The organism is Siphonobacter sp. SORGH_AS_0500 (genome assembly GCF_002838835.1).
Classification (GTDB): Bacteria; Bacteroidota; Bacteroidia; order Cytophagales; family Spirosomataceae; genus Siphonobacter.
Window position 1 is genome coordinate 95,141 of record NZ_NHPP01000008.1, and the last position, 21,635, is coordinate 116,775.

The window sequence follows — 21,635 nt, forward strand, 5'->3', positions numbered from 1 at the left end:
CCCATGAAGCTATTTAAATATTTCATACTCACGGGCTTAATGCTTGTGAGTATGCTCTTTTTAGGGTCTTGCGAAGAAGAAAAACAAAGCAAACCTGCGACTTATCTGGGGCCGCAGCAGGAAACCTATGACATCCAGATGATTTACAGTGATTCAGGACACAAGGTCATTCGTATGTTAACGCCCGTTCAACTGGACATGCTCAACGGTGATCGCGTTTTTACGAAGGAGGTCAAGTTATACTTTTACGATAAAGCCGGAACGGAGCATACCTGGCTGCGAGCCGATTCAGGTCGTTACATTCGTATGCAGAATATTTATCGCATGATTGGTAACGTGCGAATTGAAAACCGAATCAAGCAGGAAACGCTCGAAACCGACGAACTTTTCTGGAGCCCCGATCAGAAACGAATTTATACAGATCGGCCCGTCACAAGCCGCACGCCAACGGGCGTTACCCACGGCACAGGTCTGGTGGCTACACAAGATTTCAAACAGTATGGTTTAGGAAAAGTGCGTAACAGCCAGATGCAGGTGAATGATTTGCCCGAATAATCAGGGACACTTCGCCAGAGCTTTTTCCACTTCCTGTACATCCGTGATTTTCTTCTCTTTACCCCATTCGTTGTATAAAAACGTAGTTAATACTGCAATATCCAGGGCTTTCAGAGCAGCGTTACCCGGCATCGTCTGGTGATAAACCTGGCCATTGACGGTTAACGGTTGCTGGAATCCGTGACGAATCCCACAGATTACCAAAGCTTTATTCTTCTCCGTAAGAAAATCAGCATTCGCCAGGGGCGGATATAGTTTGGCCATTCCCTCGCCCTGAGCCTGATGGCAGTTCATGCAACTGTTTTTATATAACTCGAAGCCCTCCGCCACGTATTGCTGGCGTTTTACTTCTTCTTCGGACTGGCAGGAAAACAGCGAAAACGAGCTTAATAAGCTCAGGCCAATCAGAAATTTATGAATGCTCGTGTAGTTACTCATGGTAGAAGTTACTTCAGAAAGGCGGCAAGTTAACTAAAAAGCACCGCTGACGGGAGGATTGATTGGGCCTCAGCGTATCAAAAAACGACCGTACTCGGATTATTTATTAGAACAAAAGCAAGAGCGAGCGGTTGGATGTAGAAGTAACTGTAAGGTATCTATGTACTTTTGTGCATAACTTCCCTGAAATTGGTCTGAAAATCCGCCCATCGCATTGCTAACCTTTGGTGTTTACCCATGAAAACATATCTAAGACTTCTGCAGTATGCCCAACCTTTAGGACGTTTTATAGCTCCCTATCTGGTTTTTTCGTTGTTGGGAAGCATTTTTGGTATCCTTAATTTTGCCCTGATTGGTCCTTTGTTAGGCGTGCTTTTCGATGTCAAGCCTGCTGAGGTAGTCGCCAAGCCCGAATTCCATTTCAACCCAGAATACTTCATCGAATTGTTCAAGTATCAATTGTACGATTCAACCGTCAATCACAGCAAAATGGCAGCTCTGCAATTTGTCTGCATCGTTATTATCAGTTCCGTTTTTTTATCAAACATCTTTCGTTACCTCTCCAGTCGCATTATTGAGAAGATGAGAGGAGCCACCATTCGAAATTTGCGTTCTTCTGTATTTGATCGGATTATTCGGCTGCACCTGGGCTTTTTTAATAACGAACGAAAAGGGGATTTAATGGCCCGCCTCACAACGGATATCCTGGAAGTAGAAGGCTCCATTGGTCGGGCCTTTGGGGCCATTTTCAAAGAAATCATACTCTTGATTGGTTACTTCATTACGCTTTTTTACCTCTCGGTAGAACTAACGTTTTTCTCACTGATTGTTATTCCTTTGTCAGGAGCCATTATTGGCTTATTGAGTAAACGCCTGAAAGAACACGCTGCCGATGTGCAATTAACAATGGCAAACATCCTGAGCGTCATTGAAGAATCGTTCGGGGGCATTCGGGTGGTGAAAGGGTTTAATGCAGAACCATTCATCGCGGAAAAGTTTAATAAAGAGAATACTCGCTATTACCGGGTCTGGCGGAATATGATTTATCGCCAGGAACTGGCTTCTCCCATGTCCGAGTTTTTGGGCGTCTTTGTCGTAGCAGGAGTTTTGTTATACGGTGGTAGTCTGGTGTTATCAGGCAGCGGCGGGATGGATGCCAAAGATTTTATTGCTTACATCGTGCTGTTTTCACAGGTAACTCGTCCGGCAAAGGAGATTTCCAATTCTATTTCGGGTATGCAGCGGGGAAAGGCCTCCGCTGACCGGATTTTTGCTTTGATGGATACGCCGATGGCTGTGGAGGATGCTCCGAATGCAGGAGTGATCAAAGATTTCAAACAGGGGATTGAACTGCGAAATATTTCCTTTGAGTATCAGCCCGGCATTGAAGTACTGAAAAACATTTCCCTGACTATTCCTAAAGGACAAACCGTTGCTCTGGTGGGTTCATCGGGTAGCGGAAAGTCAACCATTGCCGATCTGATCCCGCGATTTTTTGATGTAACCAAAGGAGAAATTCTGATTGACGGGGTTAACATCCGAACCGTTACCCAGCATTCTCTGCGTGATTTGATGGGGATTGTTACCCAGGAATCTATTCTCTTTAATGATACGATTTTTAACAACATCGCTTTTGGAAGTAAGGCCACGCAGGAGGAAGTAGAGGAAGCGGCCCGTATTGCGAACGCTCATGAGTTTATTACCCAGACTTCGCATGGGTATCAGACTTTCATTGGAGATCGGGGTGGAAAGCTTTCGGGTGGACAGCGGCAGCGGATTTCCATTGCCCGGGCCATTTTGAAAAATCCACCGATTCTGATTCTGGATGAAGCCACTTCGGCTCTGGATACGGAATCGGAAAAGCTGGTGCAGGAAGCCTTGACCCGTCTGATGAAAAATCGGACCACCCTGGTCATTGCCCACCGCTTAAGTACCATTCAGCATGCCGACCAGATTTTAGTACTTCAGCAGGGCCGAATCATTGAAAAAGGTACGCATGCCGAGTTACTGGGTCAGCAGGAAGGGATGTATCGAAAACTGAGTATGATGCAGGGCGTTTAACAAACCAGAGCTACCAAAAGAGAGGGCGTGGAATATTCGATTCCACGCCCTCTCTTTTGGTATTGATCTCATACGTACGAAAGGTAAGTAAGCTCCTTCGCTGTGGGTAAAATAAACGCCACCCTACCTGTCATCTTGAAGGAAAGGAAATCCTTTTAGATAGTCTCTAAACGTTATTTTCCAGATCGGAGGTTACTTCTTCGTCAGCCGCATCCATTGCCATTTGCAGGGGACTTACGATGACTTTAGGAGTAAGATTACAGCTCAGATACTTGATGCTGAATCCCTGATCGTAAAATAAGGCTTCGTACTTGGTTTTAATTCCAAAGTGACGCATGTTCAGATCCGATTCGTACAAATCCCACGTGTGAGTCAGGTTTTCACAGCCAAACGGCTCCAGCGTTTCTAAAGTATATTCAAAGAGACTATCGCTGTCCGTTTTCAGGTGAAATAAGCCGTCTTTCTTTAACATGGAAGCATACATGTTCAGAAAACGGGGATGTGTTAACCGACGCTTGATGTCACGGTTACGCGGACGCGGGTCGGGAAAGGTAACCCAGATTTCATCTACTTCGTCTTCCGCGAAAAACTGATAAATATCCTGAACCCGAGTGCGGAGAAAGGCGACATTCGTAAGGCCCGCATTAATTGCGACTTTACTGCCCCGGGCAAGGCGATCGCCTCGCATGTCTACCCCTACAAAATTCTTTTCTGGAAAGAGTTTTCCCAGGCCATTACTGTATTCGCCTTTTCCACAACCAATCTCAACGACGATGGGATTGTTGTTTTTGAAATAGCGTTCATTCCACTGTCCTTTGATTTCCTGGAAGATGGGTTTGGGAGCTTCCAGCACATTATCTGCCTGGATGTTATGAGCAAAAAATTGAAGTTTCTGACGTGCCACGACCACTGTAAGTTTAATGCTGCAAAGATACATGGTCTTCACAGTATTCACGTACAGTGGTCAGGTTGTGAGAAGTAAAATCCCTGATTTCTATGCTAATAAGGTTAGCACGTCTTCCCGGGACAAGGATTTTACGAAGGTATCCTCGGTGGTAATGAGTTCGCTGGCCAGTCGTTGTTTGGAATGCTGCAAGGCCAGAATTTTCTCTTCAACGGTATTCTGCGAAATGAATTTATACGTGAAAACGGTCTTATCCTGCCCGATGCGGTGAGCCCGATCTACGGCCTGAGCTTCGATGGCGGGATTCCACCAGGGATCGAGAATGAAAACGTAGTCGGCAGCAGTTAAGTTAAGTCCCAAGCCCCCCGCTTTTAGCGAAATCAGGAAAATGGGAATTTCTTCGTTATTCTGAAATAATTCCACTTGTCCCTGGCGATCCTGCGTGTTCCCGTCCAGATAAGCGTACGAAAATCCGCGTTCTTCCAGCTCGGTTCGAATGATATCCAGGTGTTTAACGAATTGGCTAAAAATGAGAATCTTATGCTTTTCGCCCACTACAGTCTCAATTTTGGCCAATACTTCTTCGAGCTTTCCGGAGCTAAATTCGTATTCACCATCAATCATTCGCGGGTGATTGGCTAACTGCCGCAATCGGGTTAACCCCTGTAATACTACCATTTGTGACTTCGCAATCCCCTCTTCTTCAATGTGTTGCAAAATCATGTTTCGATAATAGGATTTCGCTTCTTCGTAAGCTTTTTCCTGCTCTTCCGTCATTTCGCAATACTGAATTGATTCGACTTTCTCGGGTAACTCCGTCGCTACCTGCGATTTGTGTCTTCGCAGCATGAAAGGTTTGATAATGCTGTACAACCGCTGACGCTTTTTATCGTCGCCTTTTTTCTCAATTGGAATTTGAAACTCGTTTCTGAAAAAAGACTGACTGCCCAATAAGCCCGGATTAACGAAGTTCATTTGACTCCATAAATCCATCGTACTGTTTTCCAGGGGTGTTCCGCTTAAAATAAGCCGATGACGGCTCTGAAGCTGGCTAAGGGCTTTAGAAATATTAGATCCAGGATTTTTAATCGCCTGAGATTCGTCCAGGATGATGTAATGGAAATGATAATGCTTTAGTAAATCGACATCAATCCGAACAATGCCATAAGAGGTTAATATAATGTCGTATTGATTGAATAACTCTGTATTTTTTTCCCGGTACGTGCCCGTATAAACCAGCACTCGTAACTGGGGCGTAAACTTCTGAACTTCGAGTTGCCAGTTATAAAGCAGCGACGTAGGCATCACAATTAAGGTTGCTTCACGGGCTCCATTCTCGTGCTGGGATTGCAATAAGGAAAGCGTTTGCAGGGTTTTGCCTAAACCCATATCATCCGCCAGGCAGCCACCAAACTGGTACTGATTCAGGAATCGAAGCCAGTCATACCCGGCTTTCTGGTAAGGACGCAAAGTTCCATTGAGGCCAGCAGGTGTGGGGTATTCTTCAATTTCTTCGAAATCCCGTAGTTTTTCCAGTTTACGGTTAATGATGGTGTCAGCCAGACTTTCTTCCTGTAACTCCTGCACCAGCGAGATGTGGTGTTTCTGAAGAATGAGGTGGGTCTGATCTTCATGATCGTTAGCAAAAGCAAAAAGCTCGGAATACTGGGTAAACCAGGAATCAGGGATTACTGCGATTTCGCCGTTTGGTAAGCTGAATTCGCGTTTTTTATCCAGAATAAGCTGTTTTAACTGCAAAAACGGAATCTCAAATTCCCCAAAACGAACCACCGCGAAAATGTCAAACCAGTCGCGATTTTCATTGATGGACAGCTGCAACGAAGAGTAACCCAGAAAATAACGCTTATGATCCGCCGGGTTCTGACTAATCACGAATCCCTGCTCTTTCAAAGGTTCATAATGATCCTGAATCCAGGTAAACGCTTCGGATTTAGGGAGAACAACCTGACCGTTTTTAAGGTGAAGGTTACGTTCGCGAAGCATACGAACGGTTTCCTTTTCCTTGAGGATATCCCGTTTGATTTTATGAAAAATGTATTCATTCCCCTGCGTTTCCATACTTACGTTGGAAGTATGCGAGAAGTTATCCAGCCGGAAACTGTAATCGCCGTACTGAAAAGACAAAGTCAGGGTAACGTCGTTATCAGTAGCCACAGCGGCCCCATTCGCCGCAGCTACCGAATCTACACTTGAAACAGCTTCGCTGAGGTTCAGTAAAGGGGTAGGGCGGAAGACTTCCGAACGGATTTCAAACCCTTTGGCATATACGTCAAAAAGCGTGATTAACGAAGACACAAACTTGCGGTAATAGTCTTCTTCGATGCTTTTCGGAATAACAATAAACTTCTTATGGAAAAAGGGTTTAAGCTTCTTTCCATCAACGGCTGGCTTGAAATGATAGAGTTTAGAATCCAGTAATAACCACGCCGGGTCTTCCCCTAGCAAAATAGCATCTCGGTGCTGAAACTCTACCTTTACACCCTGATGGCGAATCGTAGGGTAATAATGGGTGTTATCCGCGTTTCGCATCACATGAAAACGAACACTGGCGGGTTCGGCTAAAATCTCGACTTCTTCACGAATCGGGTTGCCATCGTTACCCATCACAAAAACCCGCTTGCCGGGTAATAGCGGACATATCCTGGCCCGGTGATGTTCGATGTAATGGCAGATGGAGTCCTGAAGATTTTTATCGCCTTTATGCTTATCAAATACCTTAAGAAAAAAATCCGTTGGCGTAGTCTTCTTCGAACTGAACCTCTTGATAACCACTTCCTGCTGAATGGCGTCGATCAGTCGAACGAGTTCAAAATCAGCTTCGTCGAGTCGTTCCGCAAATTCATCAATATTTTTAGAGGAGATGGACTGATGAAGTAAGGTCAGTTCATTCCGGTCATTTAATTGCACAATAAAGGGTTCCCACAGATAGCCCAGGTACTCGTGTTGATAGAGCGAATAAATGAGGCAGAAGGGTTGGGAGGTAGCGACTTTCATAGGTTTAAAGCGGGAAGGACCGCCAGATCAATCAGTGAACGGGAGAACTAGTAAAAATTCATCCTGTTTTGAGGTTTAAAAATGATTGATATTCGGTTTTCAGGAGAGAAAAAATGCGGTTAAACCCCCTGATACCGTGCTTATTTCAAAGGCAAACGAATGGCAATTTTATGATTGCCGGGGAAAAACCTAATTTTTCAATCGTTAAGTTTTGTAGAAAAATGATTAGGTATAATGCTTTTCAGGATTACTAAAAATTGCTTAAATTTATGGTTTTTGCCTGCCGTGAAAGCATAGCTAATTCAAACGTATTAATGCCGTTGGAAACATTTGTATACGAAAAAAGCGACCTGGACTTTCGCCAGATCGCTTCGGTAAATTCTTATTTTTAATACGTTAAATTATTACTTTTTATCTTCTGAGAGTAACTTAAGTAATACGCCGTTTGTCCAGCCAAAGCCGTCCTGAAGCGGGTATTCGCCGCCGCCGCCCAAGAGCGAAATATCGTATACATTATACTTTTCCACCATACGGCCCGTCGCTTTATAGACCCGGATATTTTCTTCTACCCAAACATCCTTGACCTTTTCGGCGAATTCTTTTTGGCCGTAATTACGCAAACCCACAATGGCCATCCAATGTAAAGGAGCCCAACCGTTGGGAGCGTCCCACTGCTGACCCGTAGTCATTAACGTAGTCGTTAACCCGCCGGGTTGCAGAAATTCGTCTTTCAGCCGCTGAGTTACTTTCTGGGCTTGTTCGTCAGTGGCAATTTTAAAGAAAAGGGGATAGACCGCTGCTAACGAAAGGATAGGGGTTTGCTTTTCTTCAACGAAGTCATAATCGTGGAAAAACCCATCCTCCTGATTCCAGAAATATTGTAAAATGGCTTTTTTACGCTTTTCAGCCAGATTCTTGAAACTCTGACTGTGCTGCTGATCTTCCATCAGAGCATAAGCCTCCGAAAGCGTCATTTCAAGCTCATACAACAAGCAATTCAAATCTACCGGAATAATGTCCGTTGTATGAATACTGGTCAGCGACTTGCCGTCACGTAACCAGCGGGAAGAAAAATCCCAACCGGATTCGGCACCCGCCCGAATGTCACGGTAAACATCTTCGGCTTTACGACCTGTATGCTGAGCTACAGAGACGTCTTCCTTGTAAGCCTCCGGGCGTGGCGTCGGACTATCATCATAGTAACGATTCAGATTATACCCCCCTGAAAGACGAACCACCCGCCGATAGGCTTCACCTGGTTTGAGGTCATTTGTCTTTTTCAGATCATCCTCATTGGCTGCACCCATCCAGAAGTAATATTCTTTCAGCATTTCGGGTAAATACTGAACCACGATTTGATCATTATTCCGAGTTTCGGCCAGCAACTTCACCATTAATGAGAAGTAGGGAGGCTGCGAACGACTCAGGTAATAACTTCGGTTTCCGTTGGGAATATGACCCTGGTAACGAATCAGATGGGCAAAGTTGGAAACCATCCCTTCTATGAGCGAATCTTTCTCCGAAACCTGAAGTCCCAGCATAGTAAAGTAACTGTCCCAGTAATAAATCTCGCCGAAACGTCCGCCGGGCACTACATAACTGCGGGGAAGGGACAAGAGCGACCCTTTCACATCACCCGTAGGCTTGCGAGTTAGAATAGGCCATAGGGCGTTAATATGAGCTTCGGGTGAAAGAGAGGTATCCGAAACAAAGTGACTGTTGGGAGCATCAGGAAAACGGAAGTACTGATTCACGAAGGCTCGCAAATCAAAACCGTCTTTCGTTTTTTCCTCTTCGTAAGCCTTCAGAATCTGCTTGGCAGGAATCAGAGGCTCGGCATCCGCAAAGGTCTTGGAGTCAGGGAATAACTCCTTCATTTGGACATCAACAAAGAGTTGTCCAAGTTCTTCATCAGGGCTCGGGGGAGTCTGAAGTTCTGCCGGTGTACATTCTAGTAGTAACAAGGGAATAGCCAAAATAAGTACTAAACAACGATGAGGTATAAAGGGCATAAGGCTAAATAATAATGCTTAATTGATTCCAGGAAACTTTCTGACTTTCAGATTAATGATAGTAGAGCTTCATCTACATTGAGGAGAAGAATGGGGAAAAATGACCAGACTTCTTTAGCAAAGCAAAGGTAGACATCCCTTGGAGTTGAGTCAATTTCAGGAAAGCCTGTTATTAAAATCTACGTAAAGTTTTTAGCACTGGTAAATAAATCTCATAAGGTTTAACAAATTGTTGTACTTTCGCTCTCTAAATTCTATTTTCGGGTATCCGGAAATTTTTTGTTTAAACTCGTTTAAACTTCTGATAGTCAATGAAATTTATTGTCTCCTCTTCGGCATTGTTGAAACAATTGGCGGCTATCAACGGGGTCGTAGCATCCAATCCGATCGTTCCGATTCTGGAAAACTTCCTGTTTCAGCTCGAAGGGACTATACTGACCGTAACGGCCTCGGATTTACAAACCGTTATGATTACTGAAATAGAGGTGGAATCGTCCGATAAAGGCTCTATTGCAGTTCCTGCCAAATTATTGCTCGATACCCTCCGTGGTTTACCGGAACAACCCATTACCTTCAAAATTGATGCCGAGACCTTCGGTACAGAAATCATTTCTGAAAATGGGCGTTACAAACTTTCCGGTGAGAATCCGATTGATTTCCCGAAAGTTCCAGCAGTTAATAAAACCTTATCCATCGAAGTAGCGGCTGAAGTACTAGGCAAGGCAATTGCGAACACAAGCTTTGCAGCAAGTACAGACGATCTGCGTCCGAACATGACAGGAATGTTCCTGCAACTGGGTGAGGCTAATGCCACTTTCGTGGCTACGGATGGTCACCGTCTGGTGCGTTACCGTCGTCAGGATCTGAAATCGTCGAATACCAGTACGATGATTATCCCCCGGAAGGCTTTAAACCTGTTAAAGTCGACCCTACCTTCGGATAATACTTTAGTGAAGGCAGACTTCAGTCAGTCCAATGCGTTTTTCACGTTCGGTAATATCAAAATGATTTGCCGATTGATCGATGAGCGTTTCCCGGACTATGAAAATGCAATCCCCGTCAATAATCCTAACATTCTGACCATTAACCGTCTGGAGTTATTAGGTTCTTTACGCCGGATTTCGATTTACGCCAACAAAACGACGCATCAGATTCGTTTGCGGATTTCTAAAGATGAGCTGGTAATTTCTGCCGAAGATTTAGATTACTCCAACGAAGCATCGGAGCGTTTAACTTGCGAATACGACGCAGATGATCTGGAAATTGGCTTTAACGCTAAGTTCCTGATTGAGATGCTAAGCAACTTAAGCACAAATCAGTTACAACTTCGTTTATCTGCACCCAATCGGGCCGGAATTCTGGTTCCGAACGAGCAGGACGAAAACGAGGATATTCTGATGCTAGTGATGCCGGTAATGCTTAATACTTACGCATAAAGAATTTTAGTCACGACTTGAAAGAGCCTTTCGCAAGAAAGGCTCTTTTTATTGATTAATTAGTTGGACAAAAGACTTTTCCCAGCGAACTTCACGTTATTGATTCTGATAAATCTCTTCTTATTTAACGATATGAAAACACTTCGACTTGTAGTAATCCTGCTGCTGACCGGACTGACCTTCCAAACTAATGCTTCGGATGAGCCCAAGAAAGAGGGTATCCAATTCTTTCACGGCACCTGGAAACAGGCTTTAGCGAAAGCAAAGGCCGAAAACAAGATGATTTTCCTGGATGCGTATACAACCTGGTGTGGACCTTGCAAGTGGATGCAAACCAAATCATTCCCCAATAAACAATTGGGAGAGTTTTATAATAGCAATTTCATTAACGTGAAGATGGATATGGAATCGGGAGAGGGGCCAAGGCTATTGGATCGTTATCCCGTAAGAGGTTATCCCACGTTGTTCTTCATTGATTTTGAAGGAGAAGTAGTATTGACCGAAGCTGGAGCAAAAACGCCTGAACAATTGATCGCAATGGCTAAAGAGGCCATTGCTCAATAAGAATAGGTTTATAGACGCTAGTGAATCGGTAAGGGTGCGAAAGCAGGCTTACCGATTTTTTATAACTATACCTTACTAACTCATACGAACAATGGCCAGAATAGTGCGGATTAGCAACGTATACAGCGTATAATCGACCACCTTTTCACTAAAGAATAGACCTATTGATAAGGTCATCAATAAACAGAAAAGAGTCGTAAGGCGAACATAAAGTCAATACATTGAAACTGAGAAAATTACTACTTTAAGACGCTAGTAGATAATTTTTCAGATGGAAGAATTTTAAGAAAAAGAAGGGAATAGAGACGTTTCAAAAATATTTGTAAAAACTTTAGGTAAATACTTGTTTATCAAATAGAAACGCTGTTATTTTGCAACTCTGTTTAGGAATCGAACAAAAAGCTATTTGCTCAGAGTGGTTGGCAGAACTGCCTGAGTTACTGATTATCAAGCGATTGTTGTTCGATTCAACGTTAAAATTCGGCAATTTCCCGATTTTGAACGTCAGGACTGTTACTGGCTCTAATCATTGAATGCCCAATTATTTAGAGTTGAGTAGTAAGCTGACAGGATGCTTTCCCTGGCAAAGGGAATGAGGTGCGTATCTCTATAGTACTGTAGAAATCTTCTGACGCACTCCATACGCAAGTCTCCTCTCTGCTTTCTTTTCTCGGTACATTACTGGTTTTCAAAAAAATATAAGGGATTTTCTGTCTTGATACGGGAAACAGCGGAAAAAGTGCTACTTTTGCAGTCCGTTTTCTGAGGCCCCCGGGTGGGAGAGCTGATAACCAATTAAAAATCAAGAAGATGTCTGGTATTATTGGGAAGAAAATTGGCATGACCAGCCTCTACAATGCTGACGGTTCTGCCGTTGCTTGTACGCTGATTGAAGCCGGTCCCTGCGTCGTGACGCAAGTAAAGACCGTCGAAACGGATGGCTACCAAGCTGTTCAATTAGGTTTCGGCGACAAAAAAGAAAAAAATACCTCTAAGCCCTTGGCTGGCCACTTCAAAAAGGCTGGAACTACACCCAAGCGGAAATTGGTAGAGTTCAAAACGTTCGAACAATCTCTGGATTTAGGAGCAACGATTGACGCCACTTTATTCGCTGAAGGCGAATTCGTTGACGCTATCGGAACGGCTAAAGGTCGTGGCTTCCAGGGTGTAGTAAAACGTCATGGTTTTGGTGGAGTTGGTGGCCAGACTCACGGTCAGCACAACCGTCAACGTCACCCAGGTTCTATCGGAGCTTGCTCATTCCCTTCACGAGTATTCAAGGGTCTTCGCATGGCAGGTCGTATGGGTAACAACCGCGTTAAAATCCAAAACCTGCAAGTACTTAAAGTGTATCCTGAGCAAAACCTGATCGTTATCAGCGGTTCAGTTCCGGGTGCAAAAAATTCGTTCGTAATTCTTGAGAAATAGGATTAACGTGAATCCTCACCTTAATCTACTCTCATAGTAGCACTTGACAAGAAAATGGAACTGTCCGTATTTAATATTCAAGGCCAAGACACGGGAAAGAAAGTAACGCTTTCAGACGGAGTGTTCGGAATCGAACCTAATGAGCACGTAATGTGGCTCGACGTTAAGCAGTACTTGGCTAATCAGCGTCAGGGTACGCACAAGTCTAAAGAACGTTGGGAGGTAGCTCGCTCAACCCGCAAACTGATGCGTCAGAAGGGTACCGGCGGAGCTCGTCACGGTTCTTTCAAAGCTAACATTTTTAAAGGTGGTGCTCGTGTATTTGGTCCTAAGCCCCGCGATTACTCCTTTAAATTGAACAAAAAAGTGAAGAGTCTGGCTCGTAAGTCTGCTTTGGCTTCTAAAGCGAAAGAAGGCGTAGTGACAGTCGTAGAAAACTTCACTTTTGAAGGACCTAAAACCAAGCAATACATTTCAGTTCTGAATGCACTTCAGATCGCTGAAGCGAAAACTTTGCTGGTTTTGCCAACGGCTGACAACAATGTATTCCTGTCGGCTCGTAACCTGCCTAAAGCTAATGTGCTTCCCGCAGATCAGTTGACAACCTACGCATTACTGAATGCTGATCGTGTGATCATTGCTGAAGGTGCAGTAGAAAAAATCGAAGCATTATTGAACTAATCCGTTGGTCCGAAAGGTACCTAACGATTGACGACAAAAAATTATGAGCATCATCATTCGCCCCTTGCTGACTGAAAAGTCTACGGCTCAGAACGAGCAGGGTAAGTATGGCTTCGAAGTGGCTCTTAAGGCCAATAAGGTCGAAATTAAGAAGGCCATCGAAAAGATGTATGGTGTGAAAGTTGAGTCTGTGAACACGATCCGTCAAATCGGGAAGAAAAAATCTCGTAGCACGCGTACTCGTATCACGACTGGTCAAACTTCCACCATCAAGAGAGCGATCATTACTGTTGCCGAAGGTGAAGTAATCGATTTCTATCAAGGTATTTAATAAACATCCCCATCCTCCAGGATGCGTTTTGAACAGGTTAGGCTGGCATAGGAGGACATAGCCTGACCGTAGCAAATAATCCCAATGGCAATCAAGAAGTTGAAGCCTGTTACGCCGGGAACCCGTTTTCGTTCGGCCCCGACGTTCAATGAGATTACGGCTAGCAAACCTGAGAAGAGTCTCTTAGAGCCTCTGAAAAAATCAGGTGGTCGTAATGATCAGGGTCGCCGAGCCATGCGTTATATCGGTGGTGGCCACAAGCGTAAATACCGTATTATCGATTTCAAACGCGATAAACAAGGTGTAGCCGCAGAAGTAAAGACAATCGAGTATGATCCTAACCGTTCAGCTCGTATCGCTTTAGTTCAATATACCGACGGAGAAAAACGCTATATCATCGCTCCTCAAGGTTTGACCGTAGGTCAGACGATCTTGTCTGGCGAAGGTGTTGCTCCTGAAGTAGGAAATGCATCCGTACTTTCTGCATTACCAATCGGTACGATTGTTCACAATATTGAGTTAAAGCCTGGCAAAGGTGGCCAATTGGCTCGTAGTGCCGGAACATACGCTCAGATTGTAGGTCGTGATGGAAAATATGTAATTCTGCGACTGCCTTCAGGCGAAACTCGCATGGTGTTAGGCAATGGTGTTGCAACCGTAGGTTCAGTATCTAACGCCGATCACATGAACGAAAGCCTGGGTAAAGCCGGTCGTAAGCGTTGGTTAGGTCGTCGTCCTCGTGTACGTGGTGTAGCAATGAACCCAGTTGATCACCCCATGGGTGGTGGTGAAGGCCGGGCCTCAGGAGGTCACCCTCGTTCACGTACGGGTCTCTTAGCGAAAGGTAAGAAAACTCGCGACAAGAAGAAGGCATCCAACAAGTTAATCATTAGCAAGCGGAAGAAATAATGGCACGTTCACTTAAAAAAGGCCCCTATATTGATTTTCGCCTCTCCAACAAAGTGGAGGTAATGAATGAAGCAGGAAAGAAATCGGTTATCAAAACCTGGTCGCGTCGTTCGATGATTTCTCCTGACTTCGTGGGTCACACTTTCGCCGTGCATAACGGTAATAAGTTTATCCCTGTGTACGTGACGGAAAACATGGTGGGTCATAAACTGGGCGAATTCGCTCCGACTCGTAATTTCCGTGGCCACGTCGCTAAAAAGGACAAAGGAAAACGATAAACCAGTTTACAGTTGGCAGTCTTCAGTTGACGGATGCTTAATCACTGGTTACTGAAAACTAAGAACCAAAAACTGACAACTAAGTAATGGAAGCAATCGCAAAACTTAATAACGTCCCGACGTCGCCTCAGAAAATGCGTCTGGTTGCCGATTTAATTCGTGGCCAGAAAGTAAACAAAGCGTTGGCGATTTTAAAATATCAGCCTAAGTCGGGCTCTCCGCGTCTGGAAAAGTTGCTGCTGTCGGCAATTGCAAACTGGCAGGAGAAATTCGGCGAAGAAGTAAAGCTGGAAGATGCTGATCTCTACGTAAAAACTATTTTCGTAGATGGTGGAGCATTCCTGAAACGTCTTCGTCCGGCTCCACAAGGTCGTGCATATCGGGTACGTAAGCGTTCTAATCACGTAACGCTTGTAGTAGCTAGTAAGGCCAAGGCAGAAGAAACTAAAACCGAAAACACGGAAGCGTAACACACCATGGGACAAAAGGTAAACCCTGTAGGTCTTCGTCTAGGTATTGTACGTGGTTGGGAATCCAACTGGTACGGTGGAAAGAACTTCGCTGAAAAGCTGGTAGAAGACGAAACGATTCGTAAATACATTGCCGCTCGTATTCCAAAAGGTGCGATCTCGAAAGTAATCATCGAGCGTACGCTGAAGCGGGTAACTTTAACGATCAACACGGCTCGTCCAGGTGTTGTCATCGGTAAAGGTGGTAATGAAGTTGATAAAATTAAAGAAGAGCTCAAGAAATTGACTGGCAAAGATGTTCAGATCAATATCTTCGAGATCAAGCGTCCTGAAGTCGATGCGAAACTGGTAGGCGAAACGATCGCTCAACAGTTAGAAGCTCGTATCTCTTTCCGTCGTGCGATGAAGCAAGCAATCGCTTCAGCCATGCGTGTAGGAGCACAAGGTATCAAAGTTCGCTTGTCAGGCCGTTTAGGTGGAGCCGAAATGGCTCGTACGGAAGAGTACAAAGAAGGACGTGTCCCTCTGCATACTTTACGTGCTGACATTGACTACGCTATTTCAGAAGCTCAAACTGTATACGGAAAGATCGGTATCAAGATCTGGGTCTTCAAAGGAGAGGTATACGGCAAACGTGATCTTTCAGTAGTTAACGCTGGCTTAAACGCTGGTAACGCTGAAGCTCGTGGAGGTTCTGATCGTGGTGATCGTCGTGGCGGACGCGGTGGTGATGATCGTGATGGTGGAAATCGTCGCGGTCGTGGTGAAGGTGGTGGCGACCGTGGACGCGGTAACAACAACCGTGGCGGCAATAACAACAACCGTGGCGGTGGAAACAATCGCGGTGGCCAGGGTGGTGGAAACCGTGGCGGTGGCCAGGGAGGACGTCGCTAATTAGGTTGTAAGTCATAAGTTATTATGGCTTCAGACTCTAAAGAACTCAACGATCATGTTACAACCTAGAAGAACCAAATTCCGCAAACAGCAGAAAGGTCGGATCAAGGGTCTTGCAACGCGGGGCCACGAAATTTCCTTCGGCTCGTTTGCAATCAAATCGCTGGAGCCCGGCCGTATTACGGCTCGCCAGATTGAAGCGGCTCGTATCGCCGTTACCCGTGCGATGAAACGGGAAGGCCAAGTATGGATTCGTATTTTCCCTGATAAGCCTATCACTAAGAAACCAGCAGAGGTTCGGATGGGTAAAGGGAAAGGTGCTCCCGAGTATTGGGTAGCAAACGTAAAACCCGGAACTATTCTTTTTGAATCAACGGGTGTTCCCTTAGAATTGGCTCAGGAAGCTCTCCGGTTAGCCGCTCAAAAATTACCTCTTCGTACGAAATTCGTAGTACGTCGGGATTATCAGGAAGCAGCTAACTAGTGATTCGTTAACTGTTATCCGACATATGGAAAACAGCCCAGTAGATAACTGATAACGTAATTACATTAAGACAATGAAAATTCAAGACATTCGGGCGTTAAGCACGGAGGATCTCCGTCAACAAATTGCCCAGGAAAAAGAAGCACTGAGCCGCTTACAATTTGCTCATGCTATTTCTCCAATCGAAAACCCGATGCGTATTCGGACTTCCCGTAAGCTTATCGCCCGGATGACGACCGAACTAAACGCTCGCTAGAACTGCCTTCAATAGGCATAAAGCAAATTCCACAATGGAAGTAGAACGTAAGCTCAGAAAAGTCAGATTTGGTCGGGTGGTATCCAGCAGCATGGATAAGTCGGTGGTAATTACCGTCGAGCGGAAAGTGAAGCACCCAATCTACGGTAAATTCCAAAAGAAAACGACCAAATTGATGGTACACGACGAAAACAATGATTGTGGCGTCGGCGATACTATCAAAGTGATGGAAACCCGTCCCTTGTCTAAAAACAAACGGTGGCGTTTGGTTGAAATCATCGAAAAAGCCAAGTAATCAGGCAGTTTTTCAGTTTGCAGGATAGGGCATACTTCTGGTAGCCAAACTGGAAACTGAAAAACTGAAATCTCAGCAAAGACATGCTTCAGCAAGAATCTAGATGTAGCGTAGCGGACAATAGTGGTGCCAAAGAGGTACTGGTAATCCGTGTGTTGGGCGGTACGGGCAAGCGTTATGCATCCATCGGCGATAAAGTCGTGGTAACCGTAAAGCAGGCCCTCTCTTCTTCAAACATGAAAAAGGGAACGGTGTCTAAAGCCGTTGTGGTTCGTACGAAAAAAGAAATACGCCGGAAAGATGGATCTTATATCCGTTTCGAAGATAACGCCGTTGTACTTCTTAATAACCAGGACGAACCTCGGGGTACCCGGATCTTCGGACCGGTTGCTCGCGAATTGCGTGAAAAGCAATTCATGAAAATTGTTTCGCTGGCTCCTGAAGTGCTCTAATCACTCAGGATAATCGTACGAAATCAAACAATGGAAAAGCAAAAGCAAGTGAAGCTTCACGTCCGCAGTGGTGATACGGTTCTAGTAATCGCCGGTGATGCCAAAGGAAAACAAGGCGTTATCAAATCTGTAGACCGCGAAAAGCAACGGGCTATCATTGAAGGTGTTAACTTGGTTAAGAAACACGTGAAACCTTCAGCGACTAACCCTCAGGGAGAAATCAAGGAAATCGAAAGTCCTATCCACATCAGTAACCTGAAAGTGGTAGACCCGAAGACCGGAGAAGCTTCCCGCACGGGCCGCAAACTGAACGAAAAGGGTAAAACCCAACGTTACAGCAAGAAAAGCGGTAACCTTATTTAATTAGCTAAGAATCGGATTCAACCGGTTTTTAGTTTCCATTTCAAATCGTGGGTCGGAAATCCACAAACCATTCGCATCAATGGCAACTCCCAGATTAAAAGAAAAGTACTTTGACGAAGTAGTTCCTGCGTTGAAGGAGAAATTCCAGTACCAATCGGTGATGCAAGTACCGAAACTGGAAAAAATTGTGATCAATAAAGGTATCGGTGCTGCCGTAGCTGACAAGAAACTGGTAGACGTAGGTGTAGAAGAGCTTACGATTATCTCGGGTCAGAAAGCCGTAGCAACGATCTCTAAGAAAGCAATTTCGAACTTCAAACTTCGCGAGAACATGCCTATCGGAGCAAAAGTTACGCTTCGTGGCGAAAAAATGTACGAATTCCTGGATCGTCTGACCGCAATCGCTCTGCCCCGCGTTCGTGACTTCAAAGGAATTAGCGACAAAGGTTTTGATGGTCGTGGTAACTACACTTTAGGTGTAAAAGAACAAATCATCTTCCCTGAAATCTCAATCGATAAGGTTCAGAAAATCTCAGGTATGGATATCACGTTCGTTACTACAGCTAACTCTGATGCTGAAAGCTTAGAACTGCTGAAGGCTTTAGGAATGCCCTTTGCTGGACAAAAAAAGTAATTATTGATCCCCCGTTACTTCAATTCTGAAAAGGACGGGGACCAATTATAAGCAAACAAAATGGCAAAAGAATCAGTCAAAGCAAGAGAGCGGAAACGCGAGCGTCTGGTAGCTAAGTATGCAGCGAAACGCAAAGCTCTTAAGGAGGCCGGCGATTACGAAGGTCTCGATAAACTTCCCCGTAACGCTTCCCCCGTACGTTTGCACAATCGTTGCAAACTGACCGGTCGTCCAAGAGGTTACATGCGGAAGTTTGGTATCAGCCGTGTTACGTTCCGTCAAATGGCTTCTGATGGAAAAATTCCGGGCGTAACAAAATCCAGCTGGTAATTTTTTGGTGTATCCATTTTGATTCTCTAATTTTGCGAGCCGTTTGAGCGGCCCGTAGCAAAATCATATTCTTTCATGGATCCGATTGCAGATTACTTGACCCGTCTGAGGAATGCCATCAAGGCTCGCCACAGAATCGTCGAGATCCCGGCTTCCAATCTCAAGAAAGAGATTACAAAAGTTCTTTTTGAGAAAGGCTATATTCAAAGTTACAAATTCGACGATGAGGCTTCCGTACAAGGAACCATCAAAGTTGCCTTAAAATACAATCCCCTGACGAAACAGTCGGCCATTGTGAAGTTAACCCGGATCAGTAAGCCAGGTCTTCGCAAGTACTCTGGTTCGAAAGAGCTTCCTCGGGTGTTGAATGGTTTAGGCATCGCTATTCTTTCAACGTCGAAAGGTGTTATGACGGACAAAGAAGCTCGTACCCTGAATGTGGGTGGCGAAGTACTTTGCTACGTTTATTAATTAACATTTGAATTAGCGGAGGGTAATCTTACCACTGAAAACCTCCGCTAATTCATTTTAAAAGAAAGATACCATGTCACGCATTGGTAAAAAAATCATTACTCTGCCCGCTGGCGTAACGGTAAATGTTGACAAAAGCCTGGTTACGGTTAAAGGACCTAAAGGTGAACTGTCACAAGCTATCGACCCAGACATCACGGTAGAAATCGAAGGAAGCGAGTTACAAGTGGTTCGCCCTACCGAGCAAAAACGCCACAAGGCACTTCACGGTCTGTACCGTGCCCTGATCAACAATATGGTAATCGGTGTGAGCACTGGCTACCGTACGGAAATGGAAATCGTTGGGGTAGGTTATAAAGCTTCTAACCAAGGTAACATCCTTGAATTAGCTTTAGGTTACTCACACAGCATTTTCGTTGCTATTCCTTCTGAATTGAAGGTTTCTACAGCAATGGAAAAAGGTCAAAACCCTAAAGTGGTTTTGGAAGGTATTGATAAGCAACTAATCGGCCAGGTCGCTGCCAAAATTAAGTCTCTGCGTAAAGTTGAGCCTTACAAAGGCAAAGGTATTCGCTTCACTGGTGAATTCGTGCGTCGTAAAGCTGGTAAAGCGGCTGGTAAGAAATAAATTATTAATAAAAAGCTTTAAACGCTTCATAGAAGTTTTTAAAGCTTTTTATTTCAACGTAAGTGGGTCGGTAATCCACAAAATCATAGTAAACAATGGCAACTACAAAAGACTCTCGGCGGTTACGCATCAAGCGTAGCATCCGTAGTAAAATAGCCGGTACACCTGAGCGTCCACGTTTAACGGTATTTCGTTCTAACAAAGGTGTTTATGCTCAAATCATTGACGATGAAGCTGGTAAAACCATTGCCGCTTTCTCTTCTTTTGAATTAGGTGTAGCTGGAAATAATGTTGAAGCGGCTAAGCAAGTAGGCGTGAAAGTAGCTGAAAAAGCAAAAGCTGCAGGTATTGAAGCTGTAATCTTTGACCGGAACGGTTACCTGTATCACGGAAAAGTTAAAGCAGTAGCTGATGGAGCCCGTGAAGGAGGACTTCAATTCTAATTTCAAAGAATCATGCAAACGAACAGACCTACTAAGTATAACGAGTCAGATTTGAAGGAACGCGTTGTTGCTATCAACCGTGTAGCCAAAGTAGTAAAAGGCGGTCGTCGCTTTAGCTTCTCTGCTATCGTAGTGGTTGGTGATGGCAAAGGCGTTGTGGGTTACGGTTTAGGTAAAGCTAATGAAGTAACAGACGCAATTGCAAAAGGAATCGAAGATGCTAAGAAAAACATCGTTCAGGTTCCTCTGCTGAAGCATACGGTACCTCATGACATGGAAGGTAAGTTTTCAGGTGGATTCGTTCTTCTGAAGCCTGCTGCTCCTGGTACGGGTGTTATCGCTGGTGGTGCCATGCGTGCCGTACTGGAAAGTGCTGGTGTCCGCGACGTATTAGCGAAATCTAAGGGATCTTCAAATCCTCACAACGTAGTTAAAGCTACGGTAGATGCTTTACTTAAGATGCGTGCTCCTCATGAGGTAGCTCGTCAGCGTGGAGTGAAGCTCGCAACAGTATTCAATGGATAAGTCATAGAGTTCCTTAATTCTTTATTCCTGAAACTTTTAGGAATAAAGAATTAAAGACAGAGAACTTTAAAGAAATGGCAAAGGTTAAACTTACTCAGGTTCGCAGCACGATTGAACGTCCTGAAAACCAAAAGCGTACTATCAAAGCCCTGGGTTTGGGCAAAATCAATCGGAGTGTGGAAGTAGAGCTGAATGATGCCATTGCTGGTATGATTCGTAAAGTGAACCACCTCATTCAAGTAGAAGAAATCTAAGAACTCAGTGGGTAAACTTCGTTTTACTCTTTGAATCAATACTAAAATGAATCTTAGCAATTTGAAACCAGCCCCCGGCTCTACGAAAGTAGGTAAGCGTGTGGGTCGTGGACAAGGCTCTGGTAAAGGAGCTACTGCTGCTCGCGGTCACAAAGGAGCTCAGTCTCGTTCTGGCTATAGCCGTAAAAGAGGTTTCGAAGGTGGTCAAATGCCTTTACAACGTCGCGTACCTAAGTTTGGTTTTAACAACCTGAATCGTGTTGAATACAAAGGTATCAACCTTGATGCTATTCAATCGCTGGTTGAAAAAACAAACGCTACCGTTGTTGACATCGAACTGCTCTACAATAACGGTCTGGTTGGTAAAAACGACCTCGTTAAAGTTTTGAGCCGTGGAGAAGTGAAATCAGCTTTAGAAATTAAAGCTCACGCTTTTTCAAAAACTGCTGCTGAAGCTATCGAAAAAGTTGGTGGTAAAGCAGTTACGGTTTAATATCCGGTTGAACGACAGGTGAATTTGAATC

At 44.6% G+C, this 21,635-nt stretch carries 28 protein-coding genes; 24 read left to right on the top strand and 4 right to left on the bottom strand.

The genetic code is table 11. From position 1 onward, the window contains the following. Window positions 1-3 precede the first annotated feature (3 nt). Window positions 4-555 (top strand): LPS export ABC transporter periplasmic protein LptC, encoded by a 552-nt coding sequence (gene lptC, locus BWI96_RS11220; protein WP_106636731.1) that lies wholly within the window; start codon window positions 4-6, stop codon window positions 553-555. Here lptC and BWI96_RS11225 read toward each other — a convergent pair whose 3' ends face one another. Beyond that, a complete protein-coding gene (locus BWI96_RS11225) occupies window positions 556-993 on the bottom strand; it encodes a cytochrome c (RefSeq protein WP_106636732.1) in 438 nt (145 codons plus the stop codon). A gap of 237 nt (window positions 994-1,230) precedes the next feature. On the opposite strand from BWI96_RS11225, the gene BWI96_RS11230 reads away from it, so the two are divergent. Next, a complete protein-coding gene (locus tag BWI96_RS11230; RefSeq protein WP_106636733.1) occupies window positions 1,231-3,054 on the top strand; it encodes an ABC transporter ATP-binding protein in 1,824 nt (607 codons plus the stop codon). A 166-nt stretch (window positions 3,055-3,220) separates the two neighbouring features. Here BWI96_RS11230 and trmB read toward each other — a convergent pair whose 3' ends face one another. From trmB to treF, 3 genes are all read right to left on the bottom strand, one after another. Next, entirely contained in the window at window positions 3,221-3,958 is a 738-nt protein-coding gene (trmB, locus tag BWI96_RS11235) for a tRNA (guanosine(46)-N7)-methyltransferase TrmB (RefSeq protein WP_232793687.1), read from the bottom strand. A 90-nt stretch (window positions 3,959-4,048) separates the two neighbouring features. After that, window positions 4,049-6,973 (bottom strand): SNF2-related protein, encoded by a 2,925-nt coding sequence (locus BWI96_RS11240; RefSeq protein WP_106636735.1) that lies wholly within the window; start codon window positions 6,971-6,973, stop codon window positions 4,049-4,051. 404 nt (window positions 6,974-7,377) lie between these two features. Next, window positions 7,378-8,937, bottom strand: coding sequence for an alpha,alpha-trehalase TreF (treF, locus tag BWI96_RS11245; protein WP_255400691.1), 1,560 nt, complete (start codon window positions 8,935-8,937; stop codon window positions 7,378-7,380). Window positions 8,938-9,296: 359 nt separating this feature from the next. Between treF and dnaN the strand changes: the two genes are divergently transcribed. From dnaN to rplO, 22 genes are all read left to right on the top strand, one after another. After that, window positions 9,297-10,421 (top strand): DNA polymerase III subunit beta, encoded by a 1,125-nt coding sequence (dnaN, locus tag BWI96_RS11250; RefSeq protein WP_106636737.1) that lies wholly within the window; start codon window positions 9,297-9,299, stop codon window positions 10,419-10,421. A 132-nt stretch (window positions 10,422-10,553) separates the two neighbouring features. Beyond that, a complete protein-coding gene (locus tag BWI96_RS11255; protein ID WP_106636738.1) occupies window positions 10,554-10,985 on the top strand; it encodes a DUF255 domain-containing protein in 432 nt (143 codons plus the stop codon). An 810-nt stretch (window positions 10,986-11,795) separates the two neighbouring features. Then, the gene (gene rplC, locus BWI96_RS11260; RefSeq protein ID WP_106636739.1) at window positions 11,796-12,413 is read left to right on the top strand and encodes a 50S ribosomal protein L3; all 618 of its coding nucleotides are present in this window, start codon (window positions 11,796-11,798) and stop codon (window positions 12,411-12,413) included. A gap of 54 nt (window positions 12,414-12,467) precedes the next feature. Continuing rightward, window positions 12,468-13,094 (top strand): 50S ribosomal protein L4, encoded by a 627-nt coding sequence (gene rplD, locus BWI96_RS11265; protein ID WP_106636740.1) that lies wholly within the window; start codon window positions 12,468-12,470, stop codon window positions 13,092-13,094. Between the two features lie 43 nt (window positions 13,095-13,137). Then, window positions 13,138-13,425: a 50S ribosomal protein L23 gene (gene rplW, locus BWI96_RS11270; protein WP_106636741.1), complete on the top strand. Its 288-nt coding sequence runs from the start codon at window positions 13,138-13,140 to the stop codon at window positions 13,423-13,425. Between the two features lie 84 nt (window positions 13,426-13,509). After that, window positions 13,510-14,334: a 50S ribosomal protein L2 gene (gene rplB / locus BWI96_RS11275; RefSeq protein ID WP_106636742.1), complete on the top strand. Its 825-nt coding sequence runs from the start codon at window positions 13,510-13,512 to the stop codon at window positions 14,332-14,334. Continuing rightward, window positions 14,334-14,612 (top strand): 30S ribosomal protein S19, encoded by a 279-nt coding sequence (rpsS, locus tag BWI96_RS11280; RefSeq protein ID WP_093200757.1) that lies wholly within the window; start codon window positions 14,334-14,336, stop codon window positions 14,610-14,612. The genes rplB and rpsS overlap by 1 nt, the downstream gene beginning before the upstream one ends. Window positions 14,613-14,698: 86 nt before the next feature. Next, on the top strand, window positions 14,699-15,082 hold the full coding sequence (gene rplV / locus BWI96_RS11285; protein WP_106636743.1) for a 50S ribosomal protein L22: 384 nt from the start codon (window positions 14,699-14,701) through the stop codon (window positions 15,080-15,082). A gap of 6 nt (window positions 15,083-15,088) precedes the next feature. After that, window positions 15,089-15,976, top strand: a complete 888-nt coding sequence (rpsC, locus tag BWI96_RS11290; protein WP_106636744.1) for a 30S ribosomal protein S3 — start codon at window positions 15,089-15,091, stop codon at window positions 15,974-15,976. Window positions 15,977-16,031: 55 nt separating this feature from the next. Next, entirely contained in the window at window positions 16,032-16,460 is a 429-nt protein-coding gene (gene rplP, locus BWI96_RS11295; protein WP_106636745.1) for a 50S ribosomal protein L16, read from the top strand. A 73-nt stretch (window positions 16,461-16,533) separates the two neighbouring features. Continuing rightward, on the top strand, window positions 16,534-16,716 hold the full coding sequence (gene rpmC / locus BWI96_RS11300) for a 50S ribosomal protein L29 (protein WP_106636746.1): 183 nt from the start codon (window positions 16,534-16,536) through the stop codon (window positions 16,714-16,716). Between the two features lie 34 nt (window positions 16,717-16,750). Further along, on the top strand, window positions 16,751-17,011 hold the full coding sequence (gene rpsQ / locus BWI96_RS11305) for a 30S ribosomal protein S17 (protein WP_106636747.1): 261 nt from the start codon (window positions 16,751-16,753) through the stop codon (window positions 17,009-17,011). Between the two features lie 83 nt (window positions 17,012-17,094). Then, window positions 17,095-17,463 (top strand): 50S ribosomal protein L14, encoded by a 369-nt coding sequence (gene rplN, locus BWI96_RS11310; RefSeq protein WP_094816351.1) that lies wholly within the window; start codon window positions 17,095-17,097, stop codon window positions 17,461-17,463. 30 nt (window positions 17,464-17,493) lie between these two features. Continuing rightward, the gene (gene rplX, locus BWI96_RS11315; protein ID WP_106636748.1) at window positions 17,494-17,826 is read left to right on the top strand and encodes a 50S ribosomal protein L24; all 333 of its coding nucleotides are present in this window, start codon (window positions 17,494-17,496) and stop codon (window positions 17,824-17,826) included. Between the two features lie 79 nt (window positions 17,827-17,905). Beyond that, the gene (gene rplE, locus BWI96_RS11320; RefSeq protein WP_106636749.1) at window positions 17,906-18,460 is read left to right on the top strand and encodes a 50S ribosomal protein L5; all 555 of its coding nucleotides are present in this window, start codon (window positions 17,906-17,908) and stop codon (window positions 18,458-18,460) included. Window positions 18,461-18,520: 60 nt separating this feature from the next. Next, window positions 18,521-18,790 (top strand): 30S ribosomal protein S14, encoded by a 270-nt coding sequence (rpsN, locus tag BWI96_RS11325; RefSeq protein ID WP_093200782.1) that lies wholly within the window; start codon window positions 18,521-18,523, stop codon window positions 18,788-18,790. A gap of 75 nt (window positions 18,791-18,865) precedes the next feature. Then, window positions 18,866-19,261, top strand: a complete 396-nt coding sequence (gene rpsH, locus BWI96_RS11330; RefSeq protein WP_106636750.1) for a 30S ribosomal protein S8 — start codon at window positions 18,866-18,868, stop codon at window positions 19,259-19,261. Window positions 19,262-19,334: 73 nt separating this feature from the next. After that, window positions 19,335-19,889 carry a 50S ribosomal protein L6 gene (rplF, locus tag BWI96_RS11335; protein WP_106636751.1) on the top strand — a complete coding sequence of 185 codons (555 nt, stop codon included), beginning with the start codon at window positions 19,335-19,337 and terminating at the stop codon, window positions 19,887-19,889. Between the two features lie 95 nt (window positions 19,890-19,984). After that, the gene (rplR, locus tag BWI96_RS11340; RefSeq protein ID WP_106636752.1) at window positions 19,985-20,332 is read left to right on the top strand and encodes a 50S ribosomal protein L18; all 348 of its coding nucleotides are present in this window, start codon (window positions 19,985-19,987) and stop codon (window positions 20,330-20,332) included. A 12-nt stretch (window positions 20,333-20,344) separates the two neighbouring features. Next, entirely contained in the window at window positions 20,345-20,857 is a 513-nt protein-coding gene (rpsE, locus tag BWI96_RS11345; protein WP_106636753.1) for a 30S ribosomal protein S5, read from the top strand. A gap of 74 nt (window positions 20,858-20,931) precedes the next feature. Further along, window positions 20,932-21,111, top strand: coding sequence for a 50S ribosomal protein L30 (gene rpmD, locus BWI96_RS11350; protein ID WP_094816367.1), 180 nt, complete (start codon window positions 20,932-20,934; stop codon window positions 21,109-21,111). Window positions 21,112-21,157: 46 nt separating this feature from the next. Further along, a complete protein-coding gene (rplO, locus tag BWI96_RS11355; protein WP_106636754.1) occupies window positions 21,158-21,604 on the top strand; it encodes a 50S ribosomal protein L15 in 447 nt (148 codons plus the stop codon). Window positions 21,605-21,635 lie beyond the last annotated feature (31 nt).

Excerpts from the sequence above, each read along its gene's own strand:
- lptC (WP_106636731.1), top strand. The coding sequence starts at position 4 with ATGAAGCTATTTAAATATTTCATACTCACGGGCTTAATGCTTGTGAGT.
- BWI96_RS11225 (WP_106636732.1), bottom strand. The coding sequence starts at position 993 with ATGAGTAACTACACGAGCATTCATAAATTTCTGATTGGCCTGAGCTTA.
- BWI96_RS11230 (WP_106636733.1), top strand. The coding sequence starts at position 1,231 with ATGAAAACATATCTAAGACTTCTGCAGTATGCCCAACCTTTAGGACGT.
- BWI96_RS11240 (WP_106636735.1), bottom strand. The coding sequence starts at position 6,973 with ATGAAAGTCGCTACCTCCCAACCCTTCTGCCTCATTTATTCGCTCTAT.
- dnaN (WP_106636737.1), top strand. The coding sequence starts at position 9,297 with ATGAAATTTATTGTCTCCTCTTCGGCATTGTTGAAACAATTGGCGGCT.
- BWI96_RS11255 (WP_106636738.1), top strand. The coding sequence starts at position 10,554 with ATGAAAACACTTCGACTTGTAGTAATCCTGCTGCTGACCGGACTGACC.
- rplC (WP_106636739.1), top strand. The coding sequence starts at position 11,796 with ATGTCTGGTATTATTGGGAAGAAAATTGGCATGACCAGCCTCTACAAT.
- rplD (WP_106636740.1), top strand. The coding sequence starts at position 12,468 with ATGGAACTGTCCGTATTTAATATTCAAGGCCAAGACACGGGAAAGAAA.
- rplW (WP_106636741.1), top strand. The coding sequence starts at position 13,138 with ATGAGCATCATCATTCGCCCCTTGCTGACTGAAAAGTCTACGGCTCAG.
- rplB (WP_106636742.1), top strand. The coding sequence starts at position 13,510 with ATGGCAATCAAGAAGTTGAAGCCTGTTACGCCGGGAACCCGTTTTCGT.
- rpsS (WP_093200757.1), top strand. The coding sequence starts at position 14,334 with ATGGCACGTTCACTTAAAAAAGGCCCCTATATTGATTTTCGCCTCTCC.
- rplV (WP_106636743.1), top strand. The coding sequence starts at position 14,699 with ATGGAAGCAATCGCAAAACTTAATAACGTCCCGACGTCGCCTCAGAAA.
- rpsC (WP_106636744.1), top strand. The coding sequence starts at position 15,089 with ATGGGACAAAAGGTAAACCCTGTAGGTCTTCGTCTAGGTATTGTACGT.
- rplP (WP_106636745.1), top strand. The coding sequence starts at position 16,032 with ATGTTACAACCTAGAAGAACCAAATTCCGCAAACAGCAGAAAGGTCGG.
- rpmC (WP_106636746.1), top strand. The coding sequence starts at position 16,534 with ATGAAAATTCAAGACATTCGGGCGTTAAGCACGGAGGATCTCCGTCAA.
- rpsQ (WP_106636747.1), top strand. The coding sequence starts at position 16,751 with ATGGAAGTAGAACGTAAGCTCAGAAAAGTCAGATTTGGTCGGGTGGTA.
- rplN (WP_094816351.1), top strand. The coding sequence starts at position 17,095 with ATGCTTCAGCAAGAATCTAGATGTAGCGTAGCGGACAATAGTGGTGCC.
- rplX (WP_106636748.1), top strand. The coding sequence starts at position 17,494 with ATGGAAAAGCAAAAGCAAGTGAAGCTTCACGTCCGCAGTGGTGATACG.
- rplE (WP_106636749.1), top strand. The coding sequence starts at position 17,906 with ATGGCAACTCCCAGATTAAAAGAAAAGTACTTTGACGAAGTAGTTCCT.
- rpsN (WP_093200782.1), top strand. The coding sequence starts at position 18,521 with ATGGCAAAAGAATCAGTCAAAGCAAGAGAGCGGAAACGCGAGCGTCTG.
- rpsH (WP_106636750.1), top strand. The coding sequence starts at position 18,866 with ATGGATCCGATTGCAGATTACTTGACCCGTCTGAGGAATGCCATCAAG.
- rplF (WP_106636751.1), top strand. The coding sequence starts at position 19,335 with ATGTCACGCATTGGTAAAAAAATCATTACTCTGCCCGCTGGCGTAACG.
- rplR (WP_106636752.1), top strand. The coding sequence starts at position 19,985 with ATGGCAACTACAAAAGACTCTCGGCGGTTACGCATCAAGCGTAGCATC.
- rpsE (WP_106636753.1), top strand. The coding sequence starts at position 20,345 with ATGCAAACGAACAGACCTACTAAGTATAACGAGTCAGATTTGAAGGAA.
- rpmD (WP_094816367.1), top strand. The coding sequence starts at position 20,932 with ATGGCAAAGGTTAAACTTACTCAGGTTCGCAGCACGATTGAACGTCCT.
- rplO (WP_106636754.1), top strand. The coding sequence starts at position 21,158 with ATGAATCTTAGCAATTTGAAACCAGCCCCCGGCTCTACGAAAGTAGGT.